Source organism: Rickettsia helvetica (genome assembly GCF_963970025.1).
Classification (GTDB): Bacteria; Pseudomonadota; Alphaproteobacteria; order Rickettsiales; family Rickettsiaceae; genus Rickettsia; species Rickettsia helvetica.
Genome location: NZ_OZ018776.1, coordinates 1,018,055 through 1,040,476, shown reverse-complemented (window position 1 = coordinate 1,040,476; position 22,422 = coordinate 1,018,055). Strand labels below are relative to the sequence as shown.

Sequence of the window (22,422 nt, the reverse complement as noted above, 5' to 3'; positions counted from 1 at the left end):
GACCATGGTATCCATAAAAAAATTAAAAAAGGACTGGATCCCGCGATCAAGTTGCGGGATGACATCAAAGTACAATAAAAACAATAAAAATTATTTAACATGGCAATATTAATAAATAAAAAAACAAAAGTTATCTGTCAGGGTTTTACAGGTTCACAAGGAACTTTTCACTCTGAACAAGCAATAGCTTACGGCACTAACATGGTTGGCGGTGTTACCCCAGGCAAAGGCGGTCATACTCACCTTGATTTACCCGTATATAATACCGTACATGAAGCAAAAGCAAAAACCGGTGCAAATGCGAGCGTTATATATGTTCCGCCTGGCTTTGCCGCTGATTCGATATTAGAAGCAATCGATGCTGAAATTGAAGTAGTAGTATGTATAACGGAAGGAATTCCGATACTTGATATGGTGAAAGTAAAACGTGCTTTAGTCGGTTCTAAAACTAGATTAATCGGTCCTAACTGCCCTGGGGTTATCACACCGGGTGAATGTAAAATCGGTATTATGCCTGGGCATATTCATAAAAGAGGAACGATAGGTATTATTTCAAGATCAGGTACTCTAACTTATGAAGCAGTAGCACAGACAACAGCCGTAGGGCTTGGACAATCTACATGCGTCGGTATTGGCGGCGATCCTGTTAACGGCACTAATTTTGTTGATTGTATTGAGATATTTTTGAAAGATGATGAAACAAAAGCAATGATTATGATCGGTGAAATTGGCGGTAATGCGGAAGAAGATGCAGCCGACTTTATCAAACAATCAAAAATCAAGAAGCCTATTGTGAGCTTTATTGCAGGTATTACAGCACCTCCTGGTAAAAGAATGGGACATGCCGGAGCTATTATTACCAGAGGAAAAGGAAGTGCCGAAGATAAGCTTGAAGCTCTACAAAGTGCCGGCGTAACTATCACTAGATCCCCTGCCGATATCGGTAAAACTATGCTGGATTTACTAAATAAAGGCTAAAGTTATTCAATAGCAATCAATGTCATTCCTGCAATGACTTAGCTTTGTTGTGTGGATCAGTTTCACCACTGTCACCTTCGTGGCTTGACCACAGGTATGACACTGAACGGGTTTTCCGAGCCATGCAACAATAATTTATATTAAATGTTAAAAAACTGAACAACCGTGAACGCTCACGGATACGACGGTCAATTTCAAAAAGAGCAAGGAGTCTGCAAGTCGCGAGGAGCGGAGCGTATACTTAATACGTGAGCACCGCAGATCTTGCTAGACGACACCGCCAATTTATGAAATTGACCGAGTATCCCTAATTTCTTTAACTATATTTAGTAATTGTGGGAAATCTATTAACCCAGGTATTAATTTTGAATCAATTATATACGCAGGTACTCCTTGGATTCTAAGGCTTCTAGCTATTTTCATATTTTGAGTAACTAAATCTTTAGTCTCATTGCTATCGGCAATTTCTTCAATTTCTATAGTATTTAAGCCATTCTCAGTTAATAATTCTTTTATAGATTCCTTAGAAACATCTCTTATTTTTATTAATTCATCATGAACAGCTTTAAATTTACTTGGATTAACCTTATAAACGGCTAAAACTATTCTTGCAAGATATTCGGAAGCATCTCCAAGGATAGGGAGCGGTCGTAATACAACTTTAACTTTTGAATCATTTTGCAATAATTCATTTATAGAAACATCACCTTTCTTACAGTAAGAACAATTGTAATCATAAAAAATAATTATTGTTACATCACCGTCTTTATTTCCTATAACAGGAAAGCGTGTACTATCTTCAATACCTAACTTATTATCTTTTAGATAGTTATTAACTTTAGTCTCATTTTCCTGTACTTTACGTTTTTGCAACCCTTCTATTGATTCTATTATTATTTCCGGAGTTTTAAGCAAATAATCTTTGATTATTTCTTGGACTCTTTCCTCTTCACATTTCCTTGCATCCTCGCTTTGTTTAACCTCCACGGAAACCGGATTTGTAGAATAAGTTTTCATTGTTTTGAAAACAAATAAAACTCCTATAACAATTACAAATATAACTAATATTTTACCTATAATATGCTGCATAAATACCTTTTTAAAAATTTTATATAGTTTTTACTTTATTGCATATCTATGCCATTCCCGCAAAGGCTGGAAGACATTGTTGCGTAGATCGGTTTATCCGCCATTGTGAGGAAATTGCATAGCAATTGACGAAACAATCCAGTAAAAAATTCTGATTTACAGAATTTTTTTATTATTTTTTCTAGATTGCCACGCAGCCTACGGCTGCTCGCAATGACGATTTAGTATCTATGCAACAAAGCAGGTACAAGCAAACTAGATAACACCGAGTACGTCGAACCCACACAACCAAATTCTTTACTTCTGTCTTATTAATCTGCTCTGATCTCTTTTCCAGTCTTTTTCTTTAATTGATCCTCTTTTATCATGTAATTTCTTACCTTTAGCAATACCAAGTTCAATTTTCACTTTATTTTTTTTATTAAAATACATAGAAAGAGCTACTAGCGTATAGCCTTTTATTCTAATTCTACTGATAATTTTCTTTATCTCTTTAGTATGCAACAACAATTTACGCGGTCTACGAGTAGAATGATTAAATCTATTCGCTTTCTTATATTCTGCAATATGGCAGTTATACAAAAATACCTCATGTCCGGTATCTGCCGCATGGCTCTCTTCTATAGAAGCTTTGCCTTGACGCAGAGACTGTACTTCACTACCCTTTAATACAATACCTGCTTCTAATCTTTCTTCAATAAAATAATTAAAAAGGGCTTTCTTATTTTGTGCAATAACTTTCTTATACTCGGTCATAATTTTATGGATAGTGATGTTATAATGTTTTCAATTTGTTTTTTAGCACTATCACTTGCTTCAGTTAATGGGAGTCTAATTTCATTTTCACATAAACCTAAATAATATGCAGTATATTTTATCGGAATCGGATTAGATTCTACAAATAATACTTTATATAAAGGCAGTAATTTCTGATGGATTTCTAATGCTCCTTTAGTATCATTCTTATACCACTTCTCTAATAGCTCTTTACACATATCGGGAGCAATATTAGAAGCTACAGAAGTCCACCCTACTCCGCCTTGTGCATTAAAAGCTAACACTACTTCATCATTACCGGTTAAAATATTGAAATCCTTTTTAACTATTGCTCTAATCCGCAATGGACGTTCTAAATCTACGCCACAATCTTTTAATGCTAAAATACGCGGTAGCTTGCTAAGTCTCAATATTATCTCATCAGAAAAATCTACTCCGCTTCTAGTTGGAGCTGAATATAACATAATAGGTAGATTACACGCTTCATGCAATGCTTCAAAATGCTTATAAATCCCGTGTTGGGTAGGTTTTACATAAGATGGCGGACTAGCCATAAAACCATCTACGCCGATTTTTGTAGATTCCGCTGCAAGTTCTCTTGCATAAGCAGTATTATTTGATGAACATCCACTTATTATAGGAATACGCTTATTAACGATTTCTACGCTAGTTTGCAGTAATAATTTATATTCTGCAAAACTCAAACTACTACCTTCTCCGGTTGAGCCTGCAATTAATACTGCATCGACTTCATGCTTTATTTGATGTTTTAAAATTCTCTCTAAAGCATATAAGTCTAACTTATTATCTTTAAAAGGTGTTATAAGTGCGGTAATTAAACCTTTAAATATGTTGTACATTGTTTTTTACTTATTTATTAATTATGTCATTGCGAGGAGAGGCAAAGCTTCGACGTGGCAATCTTGTCAAACATCCTGAGATTGCTTCCGTCAATTACTTAACGTAATTTTCCTCGCAATAACGTTTCTTCTATGCCCTAACCAAGAGATCATATTCTTTTTTTAGGGTATTTGCAATTTGATGATCATCAAAAATAATCTTTTTATTGCCAAGATCTATAGAATCAATATTTTGTACCTCAATTGCCGTACCTGTGACAAAACATCCAGTAAAATCCTCTATTTGCTCTAATTTCAAACGCTCTTCTTTTACTTCTAGACCTAAATCTTTTGCAATTTCAATAATAGTCTGTCTTATTATACCGTTTAAAAACCTATCGGCAATTGGAGTATATAATGTTTTATCTTTAACAAAAAAAATATTTGTTGTAGTGCATTCAGCAATATACCCTTCATAATCAAGTAATAATGCATCATCATAGCCAAGAGCTTTAGCTTCTTTTTTACTCGTTATTGCCATATTATATTGAGCGGCGGATTTAGATTGTACCGGGGTGCTGTCAGGCATTGCTTTACGCCAGCGGCTTACATGCAAATTTATACCTTTCTCAAAAGACCTTGGCATAGATGGAATACCGGCAATCAAAAGATTAGTAGATAAATCAGGATTAGTAATATTTAGCGATTCACTTCCGCACCAAATAAGCGGTCTTATATATGCATCCTTAATATTATTTTGTTTTATTACAAGTTCATGAGCTTTTATTATCTCGTCCACACTATAAGGTACTGTCAAACCTAATGCTTCTGCTGATTTTATTAATCTTTCCGTATGTTCTTTTAGTTTAAAAACTTTGCCGTTATAAGCTCTCTCACCCTCAAATACCGATCCTGAATAATGCAGGCTATGAGTCAAAACATGAATCCTTGCGAATTGATAAGGAACTAAATCACCGTTAATCCAAACATGCCAAAAAATTTGCTCTAGTTTTATCATTGTCATTAACCTATATTTATATTAAAGTATTGTCAATCATCATTGCGAGCAGCGTTGTTGCATGGCTCGAAAAATGCGTTCGATGTCATTCCCGCTTGCGCGGGAATGATATAGAGAACTGCAAGCATGACATAAAACAAGCAACAACACTAATTTTTCAAATTAAACGAGTATACATGCATACATACAAAGCACATATTTTAATCGTTGATGATGATAGCAGGATATTAGCACTTTTAAAGCAGTTTTTAAATAAAAACGAGTTTTTAGTATCAACGGCAAGCTCAGTCATAGAAGCTAAAAATCTATTAAAAACTTCTAATTATGATTTAATTATTTTAGATGTTATGTTACCTGAAATAACAGGGCTTGATTTTGCTACTACTATAAGGGATGCCGGTAATAATGTTCCTATAGTTATGCTTACTGCTTTATCGGAAGCCGATGACCGTGTTAAAGGACTTGAAGCCGGTGCCTCTGATTATATAACTAAACCTTTTGAACCGAGAGAATTATTACTTCGGATAAATAACTTAATCAATAATTATAATAACTTTAAAAAAGAAACAAATATAATTAAATTCGGCAATAATTTTTATAATTCCAATACAAAAGAATTTACCAAGAATAATCAAATTGTATCTCTTAGCTCTACTGAACAAAAATTACTTGAGATATTAATAAACAATTCCGGTAAATCTACTAGTCGTTTTGAACTTTCAAAAATAATGGGAGGGCTTAGTATGCGTTCTATCGACGTACAAATTACAAGAATAAGAAGCAAAATAGAAGACAACCCAAAAGAACCGAAATATTTAAAAACCGTGCGTAATGAGGGCTATGCACTTTATATCTAAATTATTACCGAGAACACTATTTATAAGATTCATGTTTATTATAATCATTCCGATTTTAATAGGGCAAATCGTTGCTATATTTTTGTTTTACGATCGTCATTGGTATAATGTTTCATATTATACTAGTACTATTATTATCAATGAAATAGAATCATTGATTAAAGAACATAGAAATAATTCAAGAGAGATAACCCATTTATCGGAAAATTATCTTAATTTATCTTATCAATTTCAGCTTAGTAAAAAGTTATCTATAAAACAACCTAAATTAAGTGAGCCTTTAACTATATTTAAAAACATTTTAGCTACAAAAATCCATGAAAAAAATATAGTTAAACTAAATCAAGACAATAAAATCGAAGTATTTTTAGAATTAAAAGATGGAATATTATATATTACTTTTCCTGCAAAATTACTACTTAATCCTACAGTATATATATTTGTTTTATGGATTATATCTTTAACTGTTATATTACTTTCTGTTTCTATTATTTTCTCCAAAAATCAAATTAAATCAATACTCACTCTTGCGGATAGCATGGATAAATTTGGTCGAGGTATTTTAAAAGGCAAAAATTTTAAACCTTCAGGAGCCTTAGAAATAAGAAAAGCAGGGCTTGCTTTTTTAAAAATGAAAGCTCGTATTGAAAAACAAATTACTAAAAGAACCACTATGCTTGCTATGATTTCGCATGACCTTAGAACTCCTTTAACAAGAATGAAGCTACAACTTGAATTGATGGAAGAAAGCGAAGAAATCAAAGGGTTAAAACAAGATATATTAACTATGCAACAAATGATAAATTCTTATTTAGATTTTGCTAAAGGTGAAAGTACAGAAGAATTTGAAGAAATTTTATTATTACCTTGGATGGAACATCTTTTAAACAAATGGTCACATGTAGATATTGAATTTATAAAATCTACTAATTTAGATAAACTAGAAGTACGAATTAAGCCGAATTCTTTTGAAAGAGCCTTGTCTAATTTAATTGGTAATGCTATAAAATATGGAACTAAAATTAAGATATCTTCAAAAGATAATTCATCTACCGTAGCTATAATTATTGAGGATAACGGTCCCGGTATAGATGATATGGAAAAACACCTTGTATTTAAACCGTTTTATAGATCGGATAAAGCAAGACAGCTTGATAATGCAAGTAACGTAGGACTTGGGCTTGCTATTACTAAAGAAATAATAAACGATCACAAAGGCTCTATTTATTTAGAAGATAGCAAGGATTTAGGCGGGCTATCGGTAAGAATTGAAATACCTAAAATATAGGATTTGTTTTCTCTGTCATCCCGTGATTTATTTACGGGATCCAGGAAAATAAACAAAAAAATAACATTATTAAGTGGTTATTCTGGATACCGTGGTCAAGCCACGGTATGACATCGAGTATGTTTTTCGATCCATGCAGCAGCATCTAAAATATAAAATAATGACTAATATAAAACATTTAGCAATAATAATGGACGGTAATGCTCGTTGGGCAGATCGGCATAACTTAACAAAATCTGAAGGGCATAAAGTAGGAGCCGATAAAATTCGTGAATTACTACCTGAGTTTATTAACCTTAATATAGATTACATAACTTTATATACTTTCTCTTCCGAAAATTGGCAACGCTCAAGCATGGAAGTAGATTTCTTAATAAAACTATTAAGTATTTATTTAAAAACCGAATTAAATAATTTACATAAAAACGGCGTTAAAATAAAAGTAATAGGTAGGCTTAATTTATTAAGTAGCTCATTGCAAAAACATATAAATAATGCTATAGAATTAACAAAAAATAATAATAAAATAACACTTTGTATAGCTTTTAGTTATGGAAGTCGCCAAGAAATAGTTGATGCCTGCACAAAAATTATTGCAAGCGGTAAAAAAGAAGTAAGTGAAAGCGATGTACAACACGCTTTATATGATCCTGAAATGCCGGATGTAGATTTATTAATAAGACCGGGCGGAGTTTATCGCATCAGTAATTTCTTGCTTTGGCAAGCAGCTTATGCTGAATTATATTTTTCACCCAAATATTGGCCTGATTTTAATAAAGAAGATATACAAGAAGCTATAAATGATTACTCAAAAAGGAAAAGAACATTTGGCAAAAGATAAACAAAATATATATTTAAGAATCCTATCCGGTATAGTTTTAGTTCCGTTATTTATTATAGCTATATTATGGTTTAAGCCTTTATTCTATATTCTAATGATATTAGTGGGTACGGGAATGTTAAGTGAATGGTATAATATGACCTATTCTTCTATTCCTTATCTATTAATCGGACTAATTATTATTCCGATTCCTATAAGCCTATTAATATTTTTAAGTATGGAAGATACCAATAGATGGATTATTATGCTTTATTTTTGTATTATTTGGTCCGTAGATACTTTTGCAATGATTGGCGGCAAAACTTTTAAAGGAGCAAAACTTGCTCCAAAAATCAGTCCTAAAAAAACTTGGAGTGGTTTAGTTATGGGAGTATTATCGGCAGGTTTAGTTGTATTATTAGTTAGTTTTATACCAAACTGTCATATTGAAAATTACTATTTTTCAAATAAAATTTATTTGTTTATAATTAGTTGTATATTAGCATTAATAACTCAATTAAGTGATTTGTTTATTTCATATTTTAAGCGAAAATTTAATATTAAAGATAGCGGTCATATAATACCCGGTCATGGAGGGGTGCTAGACAGATTTGATAGTATCATTTTAACTGCTCCGGTATTATTTCTTATAAGTAATATTTTATGAATGATATTCTACATTATGACGTTTTTATGTCATTCCTACAAAGGAATTTTTGCGTCACGTTCGGTGTCATACCGTGGCTTGACCACGGTATCCATAAATACAATAAAAAATACTAATAATTTTAACTGGATCCCGCTATAAGCTCGCGGGATGATAAAATGCTTATGAATTTAATACATTTCAATAATCATTCTAAAAAAATAATTTTAAATATCTTTTTAGTTTTACTGCTTGGATATTTTGTTTTTCATTGCATATATGGTAACAAAGGGATTATTGCATATTTAAAAGTAAATAGGCAGCTTGAAAAAGCTTATGATGAACTAAAAGGCTTACGAGCAGAAAGAGTAGAACTTGAACATAACGTCAAATTACTCCGAACGGAATCGCTAAATAAAGATATGTTAGAAGAACAAGCAAAGAAAGTTTTAGGAGTAGCTGCTCCAAATGAGCAGGTATTTAATCACCAATAGCAAAACTTTGTTGTCATCCCGCAACTTGATTGCGGGATCTAGTCTTTTTTACTTTTTTTGGATACCGTGGTCAAGCCACGGTATGACACCGAACACGTTTTTCGATCCGCACAATAACACTATTGATTAAAAGGAATTAAAAATCATTTATGACTATAAAAATTTATCAAAACGACCTACCTAATAATTTTGTACTTGAAGGAGATCTTGCTATAGACACCGAGACAATGGGGCTAAATCTACATAGAGATAAACTATGTTTGCTACAATTTAGTAACGGCAATGGTGAAGCTCATCTTGTTCATTTTACAAATCAAGATTATACGGCTCCTAATTTAAAAGCATTATTACTAGATAAAACTAGATATAAGATATTTCATTTTGCTAGATTTGATTTAGCATCCATAAAAAAATATTTAAGTATAGATTTAGAAAATATCTTTTGTACTAAAATATCTTCAAAACTAGTTAGAACTTATACCGATAGTCATGGTCTTAAGGATTTGTACCGAGAATTGCTTAATATAAATATTTCAAAACAACAACAATCTTCCTATTGGGGTGCTGATAATTTATCTTCAGAACAAAAAGAATATGCAGCAAAAGATGTGCTTTATTTGCATCAGTTAAAAGATATTTTACAAAAAATGTTACTTAAAGAAAATAGGTATGAACTTGCCCAAGATATTTTCCGTTTTTTACCGACAAGAGCTAATCTAGATTTACTCGGTTGGAATGAAATCGATATTTTTATGCATTAATTTAAATTAAGATAAGTTAATAAAAATATTAAATTATTAACATAATAAATTGACTTCAGGTATAAGATCATGCACACTATTTTAGTAGCTAATTGAGTTTTTTAAATTACTTAGCCTACAATAGACTTCTTGCCTAACATAGCTAATAAGGAAGAATTTGAAGGAAACACGGAACGCAGCACCGCAGCATACATAAAAGTACGTGAGGATGCGAGTACCGGATTAACATACAAATTATCCTTAGAAGCAAGTTAGGCAAGAAGTCTAATTAATTAATAACTAAAATAGGGGATCTTTATGACTAATAAAAAAAATAGACCTGCTAGATTCGGATTTAAATTTAAATCTAAGTCTAGATAGTATAGCAAGATTCTGTTATCCTAGTGTTATAACTTGTAAAGAAACAGAAGAAGACACTTTAAGTATTGATACCGGTGTTTTTGCCGCATTTTGGTGGGCAGCCAATTATATAGTAGATAAAGTATTAATGCCAGTAGCAGACCATATTTGCTATTACCTTAGAGAGAGGATCTAGGGCATTATGAAACTTCATCTTATCAGAGTTATAAGGGTGCTTCAAAAGGTACTTACCATAATTGCAATAACTTTATAGATGAGCCAAAACATTATGACTCTTCATTAGATAAACATGAGGAGGTAGTTTTAGGTAATACTACTTTTTTTGGGTTAGTATGGTGGTAATGTAATAAAAGTATGCTAGGTATCATACTGCAGCTTGACCACGGTATCTAGAAACAACTTAAAGTACTAAATTTAGTATTTTAGCTGGATCCCGTGGTAAAGCCACGGTATGACATTCTGACTACTTTTTAATCCACACAATCTTTCACTTCAAACAATAATATTCACAATTTTACGAGGAACGAGGATAATCTTCTTCGGCTCTTTTCCTTCCAAGAACTTTTGTACCTTTGGCAGACTGACGGTCATTTGCTTTATTTCATCTTCACCTACGGAAGTTTTAAACTCATAGGTATCACGGAGTTTGCCGTTAACCTGCACTGCCATAACATATGTATCTAATTCTAACATTGATTCATCAAATGCAGGAAAAGCTGATTTATATAACTGTTCTTTGTTGCCAAGCTTCTGCCAAATTTCTTCTGTAATATGTGGTATGAATGGGTTTAGTAGCTGAACTAAAACATTAAAGCCATGCCTTACGGTTTTAACATCAATTTTATCTTTGGATATTTCAGAGGATATAGCATTAGAAAGCTCACGCATACGTGCTATTGCTCTGTTTAAAGCAAAATGTTTTATATCATCGGCGACGTGCTTTATGGTAAAATGAACTAATCTATTAAGTTCCTTGTTAATTTCGCTATTCACATCATCTTTTAAAGAATCTATCGCCTCAAACATATTCTCAAACTTATTAATGAAACGTGAGCAGCCTTCTATACCGCTTGCCGACCATTCTAGATCTTTCTCAGGTGGACTATCAGACAGCACAAAAAGCCTAATTGCATCTGCTCCATATTGCTCTTGCATTGTCTCAAGATCGATAAGATTCTTTTTAGATTTACTCATCTTCTCAATACGGCCTTGTACAACTAAGCTGCCTTTTTCTTTATGGAAAAATTCATTACCCTTTTTAACTACTTCTTCAGGATATAACCAATTATTATACTCATCTTTGTAAGTAGCATGCAGCACCATACCTTGAGTAAATAGCCCTTTAAAAGGTTCACGAATGCTTACGTAATTCTGTTCGTTCATTACTTTTGTGAAAAACCTTGCATATAATAAATGCATCACTGCATGCTCTATACCGCCTATATATTTATCGACCGGTAGCCAGTAATCACAAGCTTTTTTGTCGGTCATGTCTATAGCATTGCTATTGCAATATCTCATAAAATACCAAGATGATTCAAAAAATGTATCAAAAGTATCGGTTTCACGAACAGCCGGCTTATCGCATTTCGGACAATTAACATGTTTCCAACTAGGGTGATGATCAAGAGGATTACCGTGACCGTCAAAATTTACGTCATCAGGTAAAGTAACGGGTAAATCTTTGTAAGGTACGGGAACTATGCCGCAAGCTTCGCAGTGAATCATAGGAATAGGACACCCCCAAAAGCGTTGACGAGAAACCCCCCAATCTTTTAGTCGGTAATTTACGCTGCGTTTACCTATGCCTAGTTTCTCAAATTCCTCGATTACTTTTTGTTTTGCTTCATTACTAGTTAAGCCGTTTAGAAAATCTGAGTTAATTAAAATTCCGTCTTCCGTATAAGCGGTCTTTTGTACATCAATATCTGCTTTTATTACTTGTTTAATAGGTAAATTCATTTTAACGGCTAATTCATGGTCACGCTCGTCGTGAGCAGGACAACCGAAAACAGCACCAGTGCCGTAATCCATTAACACGAAATTCGTAATAATAACCGGCAGTATTATATTTGGATCAAAAGGATGAATGACATAAAGACCGGTAAATATACCTTCCTTTTCAGCTTTATCAAGTTCAGCAGAACTGGTTATATTTGCACATTTAGCTATAAAATTCGATATTTCAGGTGTCTTGGAAATTAATTTCTCTATTATCGGATGATTAAAGGCAATTCCTATAAAGCTAGCTCCAAAAATAGTTTCAGGTTTGGTTGAGAATACTTCTATAGTAGTATCTTCATTATCCTTAATTTTGAAATGAAAATTAGCACCTATCGATTTACCTATCCATTTCTCTTGCATAGAGCGGACTGCTTCAGGCCACTCTTTTAAATTCTGAATTTCGTTTAATAACTCTTCAGCATAATAGGTGATTTTTAAGAACCATTGCTTTAAATAACGTTTTTCAACTATTGCACCTGAACGCCAACCACGCCCGTCTACAACTTGCTCATTAGCAAGAACGGTATTATCAACCGGATCCCAATTAACAAGTGATTCTTTTTGATAAGCAAGATTTCGTTCATAAAGCTCTAAAAAGAATTTCTGCTCATGTTTATAATACTCAGGATCACAACTATTTATCTCTCTAGACCAATCATAAGAAAAACCCATAGATTTTAGCTGCTTTTTCATATTCTCGATATTAGAATAAGTCCATTCTTTTGGGTGAGAATTATTTTTTATTGCGGCATTTTCGGCAGGTAGCCCGAAAGCATCCCAGCCCATAGGATGAAGCATGTTAAAACCTTGCATAATCATAAACCTTGCAATAACATCACCTATAGAATAGTTGCGTACGTGACCTACATGGATTTTGCCGGAAGGATAAGGCAGCATTTCAAGTATGTAATATTTTGGCTTGCTACTCTCGTTTGATACCTCAAAAGCTTTTTTTTCTTGCCAAATTTGCTGCCATTTTTGTTCTATTTGGTTCATATCTTCTTATATCATTTATATACTGCATCGTCATTGCGAGCGACTAAAAGGAGCGTGGCAAAATCCAGAAAAAATATAAAAAAATTCTATAAATCAGAATTTTTAACTAGATTGCTTAGTCAATTACTTCGTAATTTCCTCGAAATGACGAACCTTAGCATTACCTCGCACTATTAATATATATCGCTCTAGCTTTTCTTAAAATTTTATCTTCAAGCGTGATAGCAAGATTTGAGATGTTTTCATTAAGTACCCATTGTTTATTTTTAAGCATTTCTTCAAATACTTTCACTTCAATTGAATCAGGGCTTATTATATCGTCTTTAATAAATATATTTATTTTAAATCGAAAATTAGGATTAGAGCGTGGGCTATACCATTCCGTAATAATCACGCCGCCGTTTGAGTCGGCTGATGCAAGAGGAGCAAAACTCACGGTCTCTAATGCTGCTTGCCAGAGATATTTATTAACCAAGCCTCCTACAGCTTTAGTAGATTCATTTTTTACCCTGCCCGGTCTAAAAACTAATCCTTCTTCACCTGCTATAGAACCTACTTCGTCCCATTTCTGCTCTCGTTCTGTTTTTGGATAATCATCCGCTAAGATACTAGTACTTATTGCACTAAGTATAATTATAAAAAATAATCCGATAATTTTGTTCATAACCAATATTTAATTAGTGTGCTTGAGGGAAATAATAGAGAAGCTTTGGCTATTAGTCAAAAATTATTTGAACTAACTAATTTGATGTCATACCGTGCTTTTCGTCATTGCGAGGAAATTATGAAGTAATTGACGAAGCAATCTCAGGATATTTGACGAGATTGCCGCACAGCGCCTACGGCTTGCTCGCAATGACGATTAGCGAACCACACAAGCAAGCTTTCCGCAGGAATAACATATAGCTACTCTACACTTTAACAGGCATGACGACAAAAATATCTTTAGGATTCTCAGGAAATTTAATAAGTACCGGTGCTGAAACATCTGAAAAATATAGTTCTACTAAATCCGATTTCACGGCTTTTAAGACATCTTCCAAATATTGCGGATTAAAGCCTATAGCTAAAGACTCATCACTATTATATTCATAAAAACTTTCCTTATCTTGTGAAGAATTAATAACCTCTTTTGCGTTACCTCTTGCTTCACCGACGGCACTAATCTCTAAGGTTTCACGAGATAACGATAATTTTACTGCTCTAAATTTTTCAACGGTTATTATCGCTATCCTTTCTATACTATTTGCAAATATTTTTCGATTAATTACTAATTTTGAGCTGCTGCTTTCCGGAATAAAAGCACTATAATCAGGAAAAATACCGTCTATAAGCTTTGATAGCATAATAGTATTTTCATTACATATAAATTTAATCTTATTGCTACTTAATAAAATTTCTATATCTTCATTTATATTTTTAGGATCTTTAACTATTTTTAAAATTTCCTCTGCACTTTTGTGCGGTAATATAACTCCAAAATTCTTTATTTGTTTTTCTAATGTTACCCATGAAATCGAAAGTCTATGCCCATCGGTACTTGCCGAACAAAACTCTTTGTCTTTTATGTGTAAATAAACACCGTTTAAATTATAACGAGTTTCATCTAAAGAAATTGAAAATTTTGTCGATTCGATTATTTTAGCAAAATCCGTGCAGGAAATTTTAAAACTTGCTTCAAGATTAATACTATCCATTGCAGGAAAAGAACTAACCGGCAAAGTAAATAAATTAAATTTACAATTTTTTCCTTTGATCTCAAGTCCCGTTGTACCGCGATCTGTTAATGTAAGCTCGGAATCTGGAAGTTTTCGGACTATATCATTTAGAGTTTTCGTAGAGACGGTAAGTTCACCTTCACTTACTACCTGTACTGCTATTTTTTGACTTAAGTACAAATCCATATTAGTAGAACTAAGCTCCAGATTGCCGTCTTTTGCTGATAATTTAATGTTTGCATATTCAGGTATTACATTACGTTTTTCAACAACGGAACTTGCAAATCCTAGGGACTGAACTAATGTTTTAGTTTCAACTATTAATTTTAACATATTGTTATTCTCTTAATGTTCCTTGAAATTTTTGCGAGATGGCAGCAACTAAATCTTTACTGAACGAATTTAAATCAGTATCAGACAACGTGCGGTCATCTGCTTGTAGCTCTATTTTAATCGCTATAGATTTTTTACCTTCAGGTAATTTATCACCGCTATAAATATCAAATAATATAACTGATTTGATAAGCTTTTTATTAAAATTATTTATATATGATATTATTTCACCGACCGCTTGATCTTGATCAACAATAAATGCGTAATCTCTAAAATTAGCTTGGAAATCCGATACTGCAAATTCGTCTCTTTTACCGAATTTAGCTTTTATCAACGGCAAATTCGTAATATTTAGCTCGAATGCAAATATTTCCTGATTAATATCATAATATTTCAAGATTTTAGGGTGTATCTGCCCAAAATGACCTAATAAATTTTTACCAAGCCCTATATTTACTGCTCTGGTTGGATGATAATATTGGGGCAATGCTGTCCCATTTGTTGCTATACATTTATCTATAGATAGTCCTGCATAATCAAACACCTGCTCTAAATCGCCTTTAAGATCAAAAACATCATAGCCCCGTCCAAGCGAATGAGGATTTTTATTATTATATGAACCGCTTATAATTGCCGTCAAATAAGTTGCTTCCGTATTTAAATCTACAAAACTCGGTCCAACTTCAAAAAAAGCCATATCTTTTATAGAGCGTGCTAGATTTTTACTTACTATACTTAACAAATTTGGCAGTATAGTAGGACGCATATAATTGTCCTCTATGCTAATAGGATTAAGCAAAAATAACTCTTCTTTTAGTTCAGCAAACAACTTTGCATCTTCACTATTCATAAAAGAGTTAGTTACTACCTCATCATAGCCTTTGCTTGCTAATATCCTTTTAAAACTAGATATTCTTTTATGCTCTCTTAGCTTATTATTATCTTGGTCTAGTTCGGGTAATTTTATACTCTCTATTTTATCATAGCCGTAAATACGAGCGATTTCTTCAGCTATATCTTCTAAAATAGTTATATCGTGACGCCAAGAAGGAGCTATTACCTTTATAATCTCACCTTTAACATCCGTAATAAATCCTAGTTTATTTAATATAGCTTCTATCTCTTTGATATTTAGTTTAATTCCTGTAATTTTTTCTAAATAGCATGCTGAAAAATCTAAAGGTTTTTTTTGTGACTCTTTTTCACCGACTTTCACTACTTTCGATACTTCACCGTTTCCGCATATTGACAAAATAAGATTAGTTGCTATGTCCAAAGCCTTTTCCGTAAAATTTCTATCAATATTACGCTCATTACGATATCTAGCATCCGTATCAATTTGGTGCTTCCGACCACTTGCTGCAACCATTTTAGCATTAAAACAAGCAGCTTCGAGTATTATATTAGTCGTACTATCAGTACAACTACTATCAGCCCCGCCAATGACCCCGGCTAGACCTTGAATACCGCTTTCATCTTTTATAGCTAAATCATTTTCGGTAAGTAAATATTCTTTGCCGTTTAGGGCGTGGAATTTAGCTACGTCATCTTTGTCATCCCGTGGCTTGACCACGGTATCTAGAGAATCACTTACAGCACTAGTAATTTCATTGGATCCCGCGGTCAAGCCACGGGATGACAATTGTTTCTCCTGTTTCTCCTCGCAATGACGTGCTACAGTAATCCCCCCTTTTATCCTATCTACATCGTAAGCATGCATCGGCTGCCCGAAGCTATAGGAAATATAATTTGTTACATCCACTAAGCTTGAAATAGTTTTTACCCCAACATTTTTTAATAATTTCCGTAACCAATCAGGGCTTGGTTTATTCTTTAAATTTCTTATTTCTCTAAATGTAAATAAAGGACAAGCTTCTTTATCCTGTACGTTAAGCTTCATTTTAGAAATGAATGTACTCTTTATTTCCGAAATTTCTAGTTCTTTAAGTATTCCTATTCCTTTAGCTGCTAAATCTCTTGCAATGCCGTAAACTCCAAGTGCATCACCACGATTAGGAGTAACGTTAATAACAAATATAGGATCATCTAAACCGTAATATTTAGTAAAATTCTCTCCAACCACGGCATCTTCAGGTAGCTCTATAATCCCTTCAGACTCTGAAGCTAGCAGTAATTCCTCTTCAGAGCAAAGCATACCGCAGCTTTTTTCGCCTCTAATAACAGATTCCTTAATCTTAAATTTACCGTTTGGTATTTCTATTCCGATATTTGCAAGTACTACTTTTATACCTGCTCTTGCATTACTCGCACCACAAATTATTTGCAACATACCGCTTTTAGTCTCAACATCACAAAGCTTTAATTTATCAGCTGACGGGTGAGGTTTAGTATTTGTAATATATGCTACTTCAAATTTTTGTAACTCTGCCGCCTTATCTATCACCTCTTCTACTTCAAGACCAATAGCTATTAGGGCTTCGGCAATTTCAGTAACTGAAGCTGATGTCTCTAAAAATTGTTTTAACCATAATAACGTAAATTTCATTTCGTAAGCCCTCCTGCTAAATTCGGTATATCAAAGCTCCCAAAATTATAATGTTTAAGCCAACGCATATCTCCTTCAAAAAATTGTCTTAAATCTTTGATATTATATTTTAGCATTGCAAAACGCTCTACTCCAAGTCCAAAAGCAAAACCTTGATACTCGCTGCTATCGATACCGACATTTTTAAGCACGTTTGGGTGAACCATCCCGCAACCGAGTACCTCAAGCCATTTATCGTTTTTATTCATCCGAATATCAACTTCGGCAGAAGGTTCAGTAAATGGGAAAAAGCTGGGTCTAAAGCGTAATTCAATATTAGAATTTTCAAAAAAGCTTTTTATAAATTCCGTGATAACGTATTTTAAATGTCCCATATTGATATTTTTATCAATAATAAGCCCTTCTATTTGGTGGAATGTTGGCGTATGCGTCATATCCGAATCCGATCTATAAGTCCTACCCGGTGCTATAAACCTAAAAGGCGGTTTGCCGTTTTTCATAGCTCTAATCTGCACTGTTGAGGTATGAGTACGTAATAACAGCGGCTTATTATTTTCCTGACCTTTCAAATAAAAAGTATCATGCATTTGCCTTGCGGGATGATCATCTTCAAAATTGAGAGCGGTAAAATTATGAAAATCATTCTCTATATTCGGTCCGTTCTCTATAGTAAAACCAAACTGCGAAAATACTTGTATTAACTCCTCACTACATTGTGTTATTGGATGAATAGAACCTTGTTTATATCTCCTTGCAGGGATTGTTAAATCAATTTTATCGGCAGCAAGTTTAAAATTTAGTTCCTGCTCCTCTAAAATTTCTTCTTTTGCTTTTATTATATTCTGTATTTTATCTTTTAATTTATTGATTTTTAAGCCAAATTCTTTACGTTCCTGTTCATTTAAACTACCTAGTTTTTTAAGCTCACCGGTCACTATACCGTTCTTGCCTAAAAATTCTACTTTATATTCTTGCAGATCTTTTAAGTTTTGTACTAATAAGATTTTTTCCTCAGCAAGCCTTAATATTGTTTCTATATTTTCCATGATTGTTTTTTTATTTTTGATTTTTTATTGTACGGTAGAACGTCATTGCGAGGAGAGGCGAAGCCTCGACGCGGCAATCTCAGGAATTAGTATTACTTTATGAGATTGCCACGCTCTCTATGTTCGCTCGCAATGACAACTCTGGGTCTACGCGGGAATGACAACGCACCTCATATGCCTTTCCTCTATACCTACCAACTTCGCTTTAAATATCTGCCCTATTTCTAAAGGTTTATCTAACTTTACCGGAATAAAATTCTCGGTATGAGCAATATTATTATTCTCTACTAATAGCTCCACTTTCTGCCCTATATGCTTCTTAAAGAACTCGAATAGCTGATTCTGCCCCTCTTGTCTTAGAATTTCTGCTCTTTCTTTCCTTATAGCTTTCGGTACTTGCGGCATACGTGCTGCAGGCGTTCCTTCTCTTTCCGAATAAGGAAAAACATGTAAATATTGTAATTCCGCTTCTGAAATTAATTTTCTTGTATTTTCAAACATTTCAGGGGTTTCAGTCGGGAAACCAGCTATAATATCTGCACCAAACGATACTTCCGGTCTTATTGCCCGCAGCTTTCGACAAAACTCTATTATGTTTGTTCTATTATGCCGTCTTTTCATACGTTTTAATATCATATCGTCGCCTGCTTGCAAGCTAATATGAAAATGCGGCATTATCTTTTCACTATAAGCTATAAGCTCAAAAAGTTCATCATCTATTTCTGCAACATCTATTGAAGATAATCTAAGCCTCTTTAATTCAGGCACTAAATTCAAAACTCGTTTAATCATTTGTGCGAATGTTGGATTCCCGGGTAAATCACTACCGTAAGCCGTGACATCGACACCGGTAAAAACTACTTCTTTAAAGCCGTTTAATACTAAATGCTTTACCTGCTCTGCTATAGCTCCTATTGCTACTGATCTACTTTTACCTCTACCGTAAGGGATAATACAGAAAGTACAAAAATGATCACAACCGTTTTGTACCTGAATAAAAGCACGAGATTTACCGTCAAAGCTACTTATCAAATGACCTGCCGTCTCTTTCACCGACATTATATCGTTAACTGTTATTTTTTCATCGGTAATTTGATAGTAATTAGGTAATAACTTCTCTTCATTACCTATAACTTTGTCAACTTCCGGCATATTACCGTACATTTGCGGACTTGTTTGAGCACTACAGCCGGTAACGATAATTTTTAAATCAGGGTTATTTTTTTTAGCCTTGCGGATAGCTTGTCTTGCTTGTTTCTCAGCTGCTTTAGTTACCGCACAAGTATTGAATATTGCCACATTATCGATACCCGATAATTCCAAGTTTTTTCGTATTATCGCACTTTCGTAAATATTAAGTCTACAGCCAAATGTTACTACTTCTTGTCTTAAATTATTGCTCACAATAATATTCCCCACGTGCTACAAGCATAGCTGCCCCTTGCATTATTATATTACCGTTTCCTTCTTTCATAGTAAGGTTACCGTGCTTAAATACTACCATACTTGGTGAATGGATAAAACCGAGCTTTAAACCGGCAGCAAAACTACCACAAGCTCCGCTTCCGCAAGCAAGCGTTAACCCTGCCCCTCGCTCCCAAACAGATAAATAGATTTTATTATCTTTTACTTCAGCAAAATTAACGTTTACCCCATCTGCGAATAATTCTTTAGCCTGCAATTTTTCACCGACAATTTTTTGATCTTGAGGTTCTAACTTACTAAAAATAACCAAATGTGGATTACCTATATCAACGCAAATAGTTTCCTTTAAATCAATCATATAACGCTCTGCGAATTCCCAAATTTTATCACGGCTCGGCATCCAAGCTTCATTAAAACTAACGGTTCCTACATTAACGCTAATCTTATTTTCATCTTCCACATTACATAGCAATTTTTTATTGCCTACCATTACGGTAATATCTTTCTTTCCCGTATCAAGATAAATTAACTTGGCTAAACATCTTGTAGCATTACCGCATAATTTAGCACTAGAGCCGTCTATGTTATATATAATCATTTCATAAAAATCATTATATACCTTTGATACTTCAAGATTTGGTACGTCAAATTTTGGGATTCGCCTTTGCTCACGTAGTTTTCTACGCTCCGCAGGCTCACCGCTTATTTGACTTCCAACTTTTGAAGTATCTGCAGTATGCTCTTCATAAATAATAAACTGATCGCAACCGATACCCGTATGACGATCAGTCATATTTTTTGCTAACTGCGATAAATCATGTGAACTTGATAAATCTCGTTTATTAACGATCACGAAATCATTACCGAGACCATGCATTTTTACAAAATTAATTTTACTAATCATAATCAATTATAATATTTAAGATTGTATACTCGGTGAATTCCAAAAATTGGCTACGTCGTTCTACAAGAGCTCCGGTACTCACGTATTAAGTATACGCTGCATTCCTCACCTTGTGAACTCCTTGCTCTTTTTGAAATTGACCTTCGTATATCAACTCTTCATTTACTCGAAGTATATTATAGCAAATTTCTTGAAATTTGCTATAATGAAGTTATTATATGTAAAAATAGAAATGAAAGTACTCAATATTATGCTAAGCCGTGACCTTGGCGGCATTCAGCAAGCATTCTTAGATTATAACACAGCTCTTGAAATGCAAAAAATTGAGGTTATAAATATCACTTCTTACAAAGCAAAAATAAACTCCTTTCTATGTAATGCAAGTTTTAAACTACCTAATTTAGTACCGTTTGATCCCTTATCGGTACTTATTCTTAAATATATAATTCATAAGACTAAGCCCGATATAATTATAGCACACGGTAATAGAGCAATAAATTTTAGTAAACTTGCCAAAACACATAACATTAAATTAATAGGTATCGCTCACAATTATACTTTAAAAAGACTACGTAAATGTGATTTTGTTATTGCTCTGACATATCATATGAAAGAATATTTACTAAAAAATAATTTTGCTGAATCTAAAATATTTATTTTACCAAACATGATAAATATTAGTAAAGATTTTGCTCCAAATAAAACATATAGAGAACCTATTATAATTGGTGTACTAGCAAGATTTGTAGCTAAGAAAGGTGTTAATGTTTTTATTAGAGCTATAAAACTTTTGAAAGAAAAAAAATATGATACTCATGTAGTTATAGGTGGAGACGGAGAAGAAAAAGATAATTTAATTGCTTTAGTACAGGCACTTAATCTACAAAATCAAATATCATTTATAGGGTGGATTAACTATAAAGATAAATTCTTTAAACAGATCGATATTTTTTGCTTACCGTCTCTTCATGAACCGTTTGGAATTATAGTGCTTGAAGCAATGGAGGCAAGCGTGCCTATCGTTAGTACAGATACCGAAGGACCTGCAGAAATCTTAAGCGACATGCAAGACGGGCTTATTTGTAAAGCCGATTCTGCTGAAGAGTTAGCAGAAAAAATTGCCCACTTAATAGATAATCCTATAAAAGCAAAGGAGTTTTCTAAAAATGCTTATCTAAAATTACAACAAAATTATGATACTAAGATTGTTTCTGAAAAGTTAGTAATATTATTACGTAATTATAAAAATAGTTAGTTGAAAAAATAATAGTCTATATTGACATAATAGTTTAAAGATTCATTAATAATATTAATTTATTTTAATGAATCTACAAAAGAGTTTTATGTCATTCCTGCGTGGATCAAAAAAAGCACTCGGTGTCATACCGTGGCTTGACCACGGTATCCAGAAAATAACTTATCATATACGTTGTTTTAGCATTTTTGACTGGATCCCGCGATCAAGTCGCGGGATGACAATGAGGAATGACCTAAATGTGGGTAAGTATAACATACTAATTACATCAATTTTTTTATTCCTACTATGTAGTTATAATACAAAAC

General features: G+C 33.3%; 19 protein-coding genes and 2 pseudogenes. 9 read left to right on the top strand and 12 right to left on the bottom strand.

What is annotated here, in order from left to right:
- The first annotated feature begins 99 nt into the window (after nucleotides 1-99).
- Complete coding sequence (gene sucD / locus AB1146_RS06265) at nucleotides 100-978, top strand: succinate--CoA ligase subunit alpha (RefSeq protein ID WP_010423152.1); 879 nt, start codon at nucleotides 100-102, stop codon at nucleotides 976-978.
- A 285-nt stretch (nucleotides 979-1,263) separates the two neighbouring features.
- Here the strand turns inward: sucD and AB1146_RS06260 are convergent, their stop codons facing one another.
- The 5 genes and pseudogenes from AB1146_RS06260 to AB1146_RS06240 form a co-directional block, all read right to left on the bottom strand.
- Entirely contained in the window at nucleotides 1,264-2,067 is an 804-nt protein-coding gene (locus AB1146_RS06260) for a DsbA family protein (protein ID WP_010423155.1), read from the bottom strand.
- Between the two features lie 110 nt (nucleotides 2,068-2,177).
- Nucleotides 2,178-2,262 (bottom strand): annotated as a pseudogene (locus AB1146_RS06255) (lytic transglycosylase domain-containing protein); the annotation flags it as partial.
- A gap of 102 nt (nucleotides 2,263-2,364) precedes the next feature.
- Entirely contained in the window at nucleotides 2,365-2,823 is a 459-nt protein-coding gene (smpB, locus tag AB1146_RS06250) for an SsrA-binding protein SmpB (protein ID WP_010423156.1), read from the bottom strand.
- Nucleotides 2,820-3,704, bottom strand: a complete 885-nt coding sequence (gene dapA, locus AB1146_RS06245; protein WP_010423157.1) for a 4-hydroxy-tetrahydrodipicolinate synthase — start codon at nucleotides 3,702-3,704, stop codon at nucleotides 2,820-2,822. Before dapA ends, smpB begins: the two co-directional genes overlap by 4 nt.
- A gap of 130 nt (nucleotides 3,705-3,834) precedes the next feature.
- A complete protein-coding gene (locus tag AB1146_RS06240; protein WP_010423158.1) occupies nucleotides 3,835-4,707 on the bottom strand; it encodes a branched-chain amino acid transaminase in 873 nt (290 codons plus the stop codon).
- A gap of 170 nt (nucleotides 4,708-4,877) precedes the next feature.
- Here AB1146_RS06240 and AB1146_RS06235 point away from each other — a divergent pair, with 170 nt between their 5' ends.
- The 7 genes and pseudogenes from AB1146_RS06235 to AB1146_RS06195 all read left to right on the top strand — a co-directional run.
- Complete coding sequence (locus tag AB1146_RS06235; protein WP_010423159.1) at nucleotides 4,878-5,558, top strand: response regulator transcription factor; 681 nt, start codon at nucleotides 4,878-4,880, stop codon at nucleotides 5,556-5,558.
- The gene (locus tag AB1146_RS06230) at nucleotides 5,542-6,846 is read left to right on the top strand and encodes a sensor histidine kinase (RefSeq protein ID WP_010423160.1); all 1,305 of its coding nucleotides are present in this window, start codon (nucleotides 5,542-5,544) and stop codon (nucleotides 6,844-6,846) included. The genes AB1146_RS06235 and AB1146_RS06230 overlap by 17 nt, the downstream gene beginning before the upstream one ends.
- Nucleotides 6,847-6,979: 133 nt before the next feature.
- A complete protein-coding gene (gene uppS, locus AB1146_RS06225) occupies nucleotides 6,980-7,687 on the top strand; it encodes a polyprenyl diphosphate synthase (protein ID WP_010423161.1) in 708 nt (235 codons plus the stop codon).
- Entirely contained in the window at nucleotides 7,647-8,333 is a 687-nt protein-coding gene (locus AB1146_RS06220) for a phosphatidate cytidylyltransferase (RefSeq protein WP_010423162.1), read from the top strand. The genes uppS and AB1146_RS06220 overlap by 41 nt, the downstream gene beginning before the upstream one ends.
- A 158-nt stretch (nucleotides 8,334-8,491) precedes the next feature.
- The gene (locus tag AB1146_RS06210) at nucleotides 8,492-8,806 is read left to right on the top strand and encodes an FtsB family cell division protein (RefSeq protein ID WP_010423164.1); all 315 of its coding nucleotides are present in this window, start codon (nucleotides 8,492-8,494) and stop codon (nucleotides 8,804-8,806) included.
- A gap of 149 nt (nucleotides 8,807-8,955) precedes the next feature.
- Nucleotides 8,956-9,567 carry a ribonuclease D gene (locus tag AB1146_RS06200; protein ID WP_010423165.1) on the top strand — a complete coding sequence of 204 codons (612 nt, stop codon included), beginning with the start codon at nucleotides 8,956-8,958 and terminating at the stop codon, nucleotides 9,565-9,567.
- A 120-nt stretch (nucleotides 9,568-9,687) separates the two neighbouring features.
- Nucleotides 9,688-9,819 (top strand): annotated as a pseudogene (locus tag AB1146_RS06195) (palindromic element RPE1 domain-containing protein); the annotation flags it as partial.
- Between the two features lie 600 nt (nucleotides 9,820-10,419).
- Here the strand turns inward: AB1146_RS06195 and leuS are convergent.
- The 7 genes from leuS to dapF form a co-directional block, all read right to left on the bottom strand.
- Nucleotides 10,420-12,927, bottom strand: a complete 2,508-nt coding sequence (gene leuS / locus AB1146_RS06190) for a leucine--tRNA ligase (protein WP_010423167.1) — start codon at nucleotides 12,925-12,927, stop codon at nucleotides 10,420-10,422.
- Between the two features lie 160 nt (nucleotides 12,928-13,087).
- Nucleotides 13,088-13,591 (bottom strand): DUF3576 domain-containing protein, encoded by a 504-nt coding sequence (locus AB1146_RS06185; RefSeq protein WP_010423169.1) that lies wholly within the window; start codon nucleotides 13,589-13,591, stop codon nucleotides 13,088-13,090.
- A gap of 247 nt (nucleotides 13,592-13,838) precedes the next feature.
- Nucleotides 13,839-14,978 carry a DNA polymerase III subunit beta gene (gene dnaN, locus AB1146_RS06180; protein WP_010423170.1) on the bottom strand — a complete coding sequence of 380 codons (1,140 nt, stop codon included), beginning with the start codon at nucleotides 14,976-14,978 and terminating at the stop codon, nucleotides 13,839-13,841.
- A gap of 4 nt (nucleotides 14,979-14,982) precedes the next feature.
- Nucleotides 14,983-17,484: a phenylalanine--tRNA ligase subunit beta gene (gene pheT, locus AB1146_RS06175; protein WP_010423172.1), complete on the bottom strand. Its 2,502-nt coding sequence runs from the start codon at nucleotides 17,482-17,484 to the stop codon at nucleotides 14,983-14,985.
- The gene (gene pheS, locus AB1146_RS06170) at nucleotides 17,481-18,530 is read right to left on the bottom strand and encodes a phenylalanine--tRNA ligase subunit alpha (RefSeq protein WP_010423174.1); all 1,050 of its coding nucleotides are present in this window, start codon (nucleotides 18,528-18,530) and stop codon (nucleotides 17,481-17,483) included. Before pheS ends, pheT begins: the two co-directional genes overlap by 4 nt.
- A 147-nt stretch (nucleotides 18,531-18,677) precedes the next feature.
- Nucleotides 18,678-19,949 carry a tRNA (N(6)-L-threonylcarbamoyladenosine(37)-C(2))-methylthiotransferase MtaB gene (mtaB, locus tag AB1146_RS06165; RefSeq protein ID WP_010423175.1) on the bottom strand — a complete coding sequence of 424 codons (1,272 nt, stop codon included), beginning with the start codon at nucleotides 19,947-19,949 and terminating at the stop codon, nucleotides 18,678-18,680.
- Nucleotides 19,924-20,859 carry a diaminopimelate epimerase gene (dapF, locus tag AB1146_RS06160; protein ID WP_010423177.1) on the bottom strand — a complete coding sequence of 312 codons (936 nt, stop codon included), beginning with the start codon at nucleotides 20,857-20,859 and terminating at the stop codon, nucleotides 19,924-19,926. The genes mtaB and dapF overlap by 26 nt, the downstream gene beginning before the upstream one ends.
- A 232-nt stretch (nucleotides 20,860-21,091) precedes the next feature.
- Between dapF and AB1146_RS06155 the strand changes: the two genes are divergently transcribed.
- Nucleotides 21,092-22,114: a glycosyltransferase family 4 protein gene (locus tag AB1146_RS06155; RefSeq protein ID WP_010423181.1), complete on the top strand. Its 1,023-nt coding sequence runs from the start codon at nucleotides 21,092-21,094 to the stop codon at nucleotides 22,112-22,114.
- The last annotated feature ends 308 nt before the right edge of the window (nucleotides 22,115-22,422 follow it).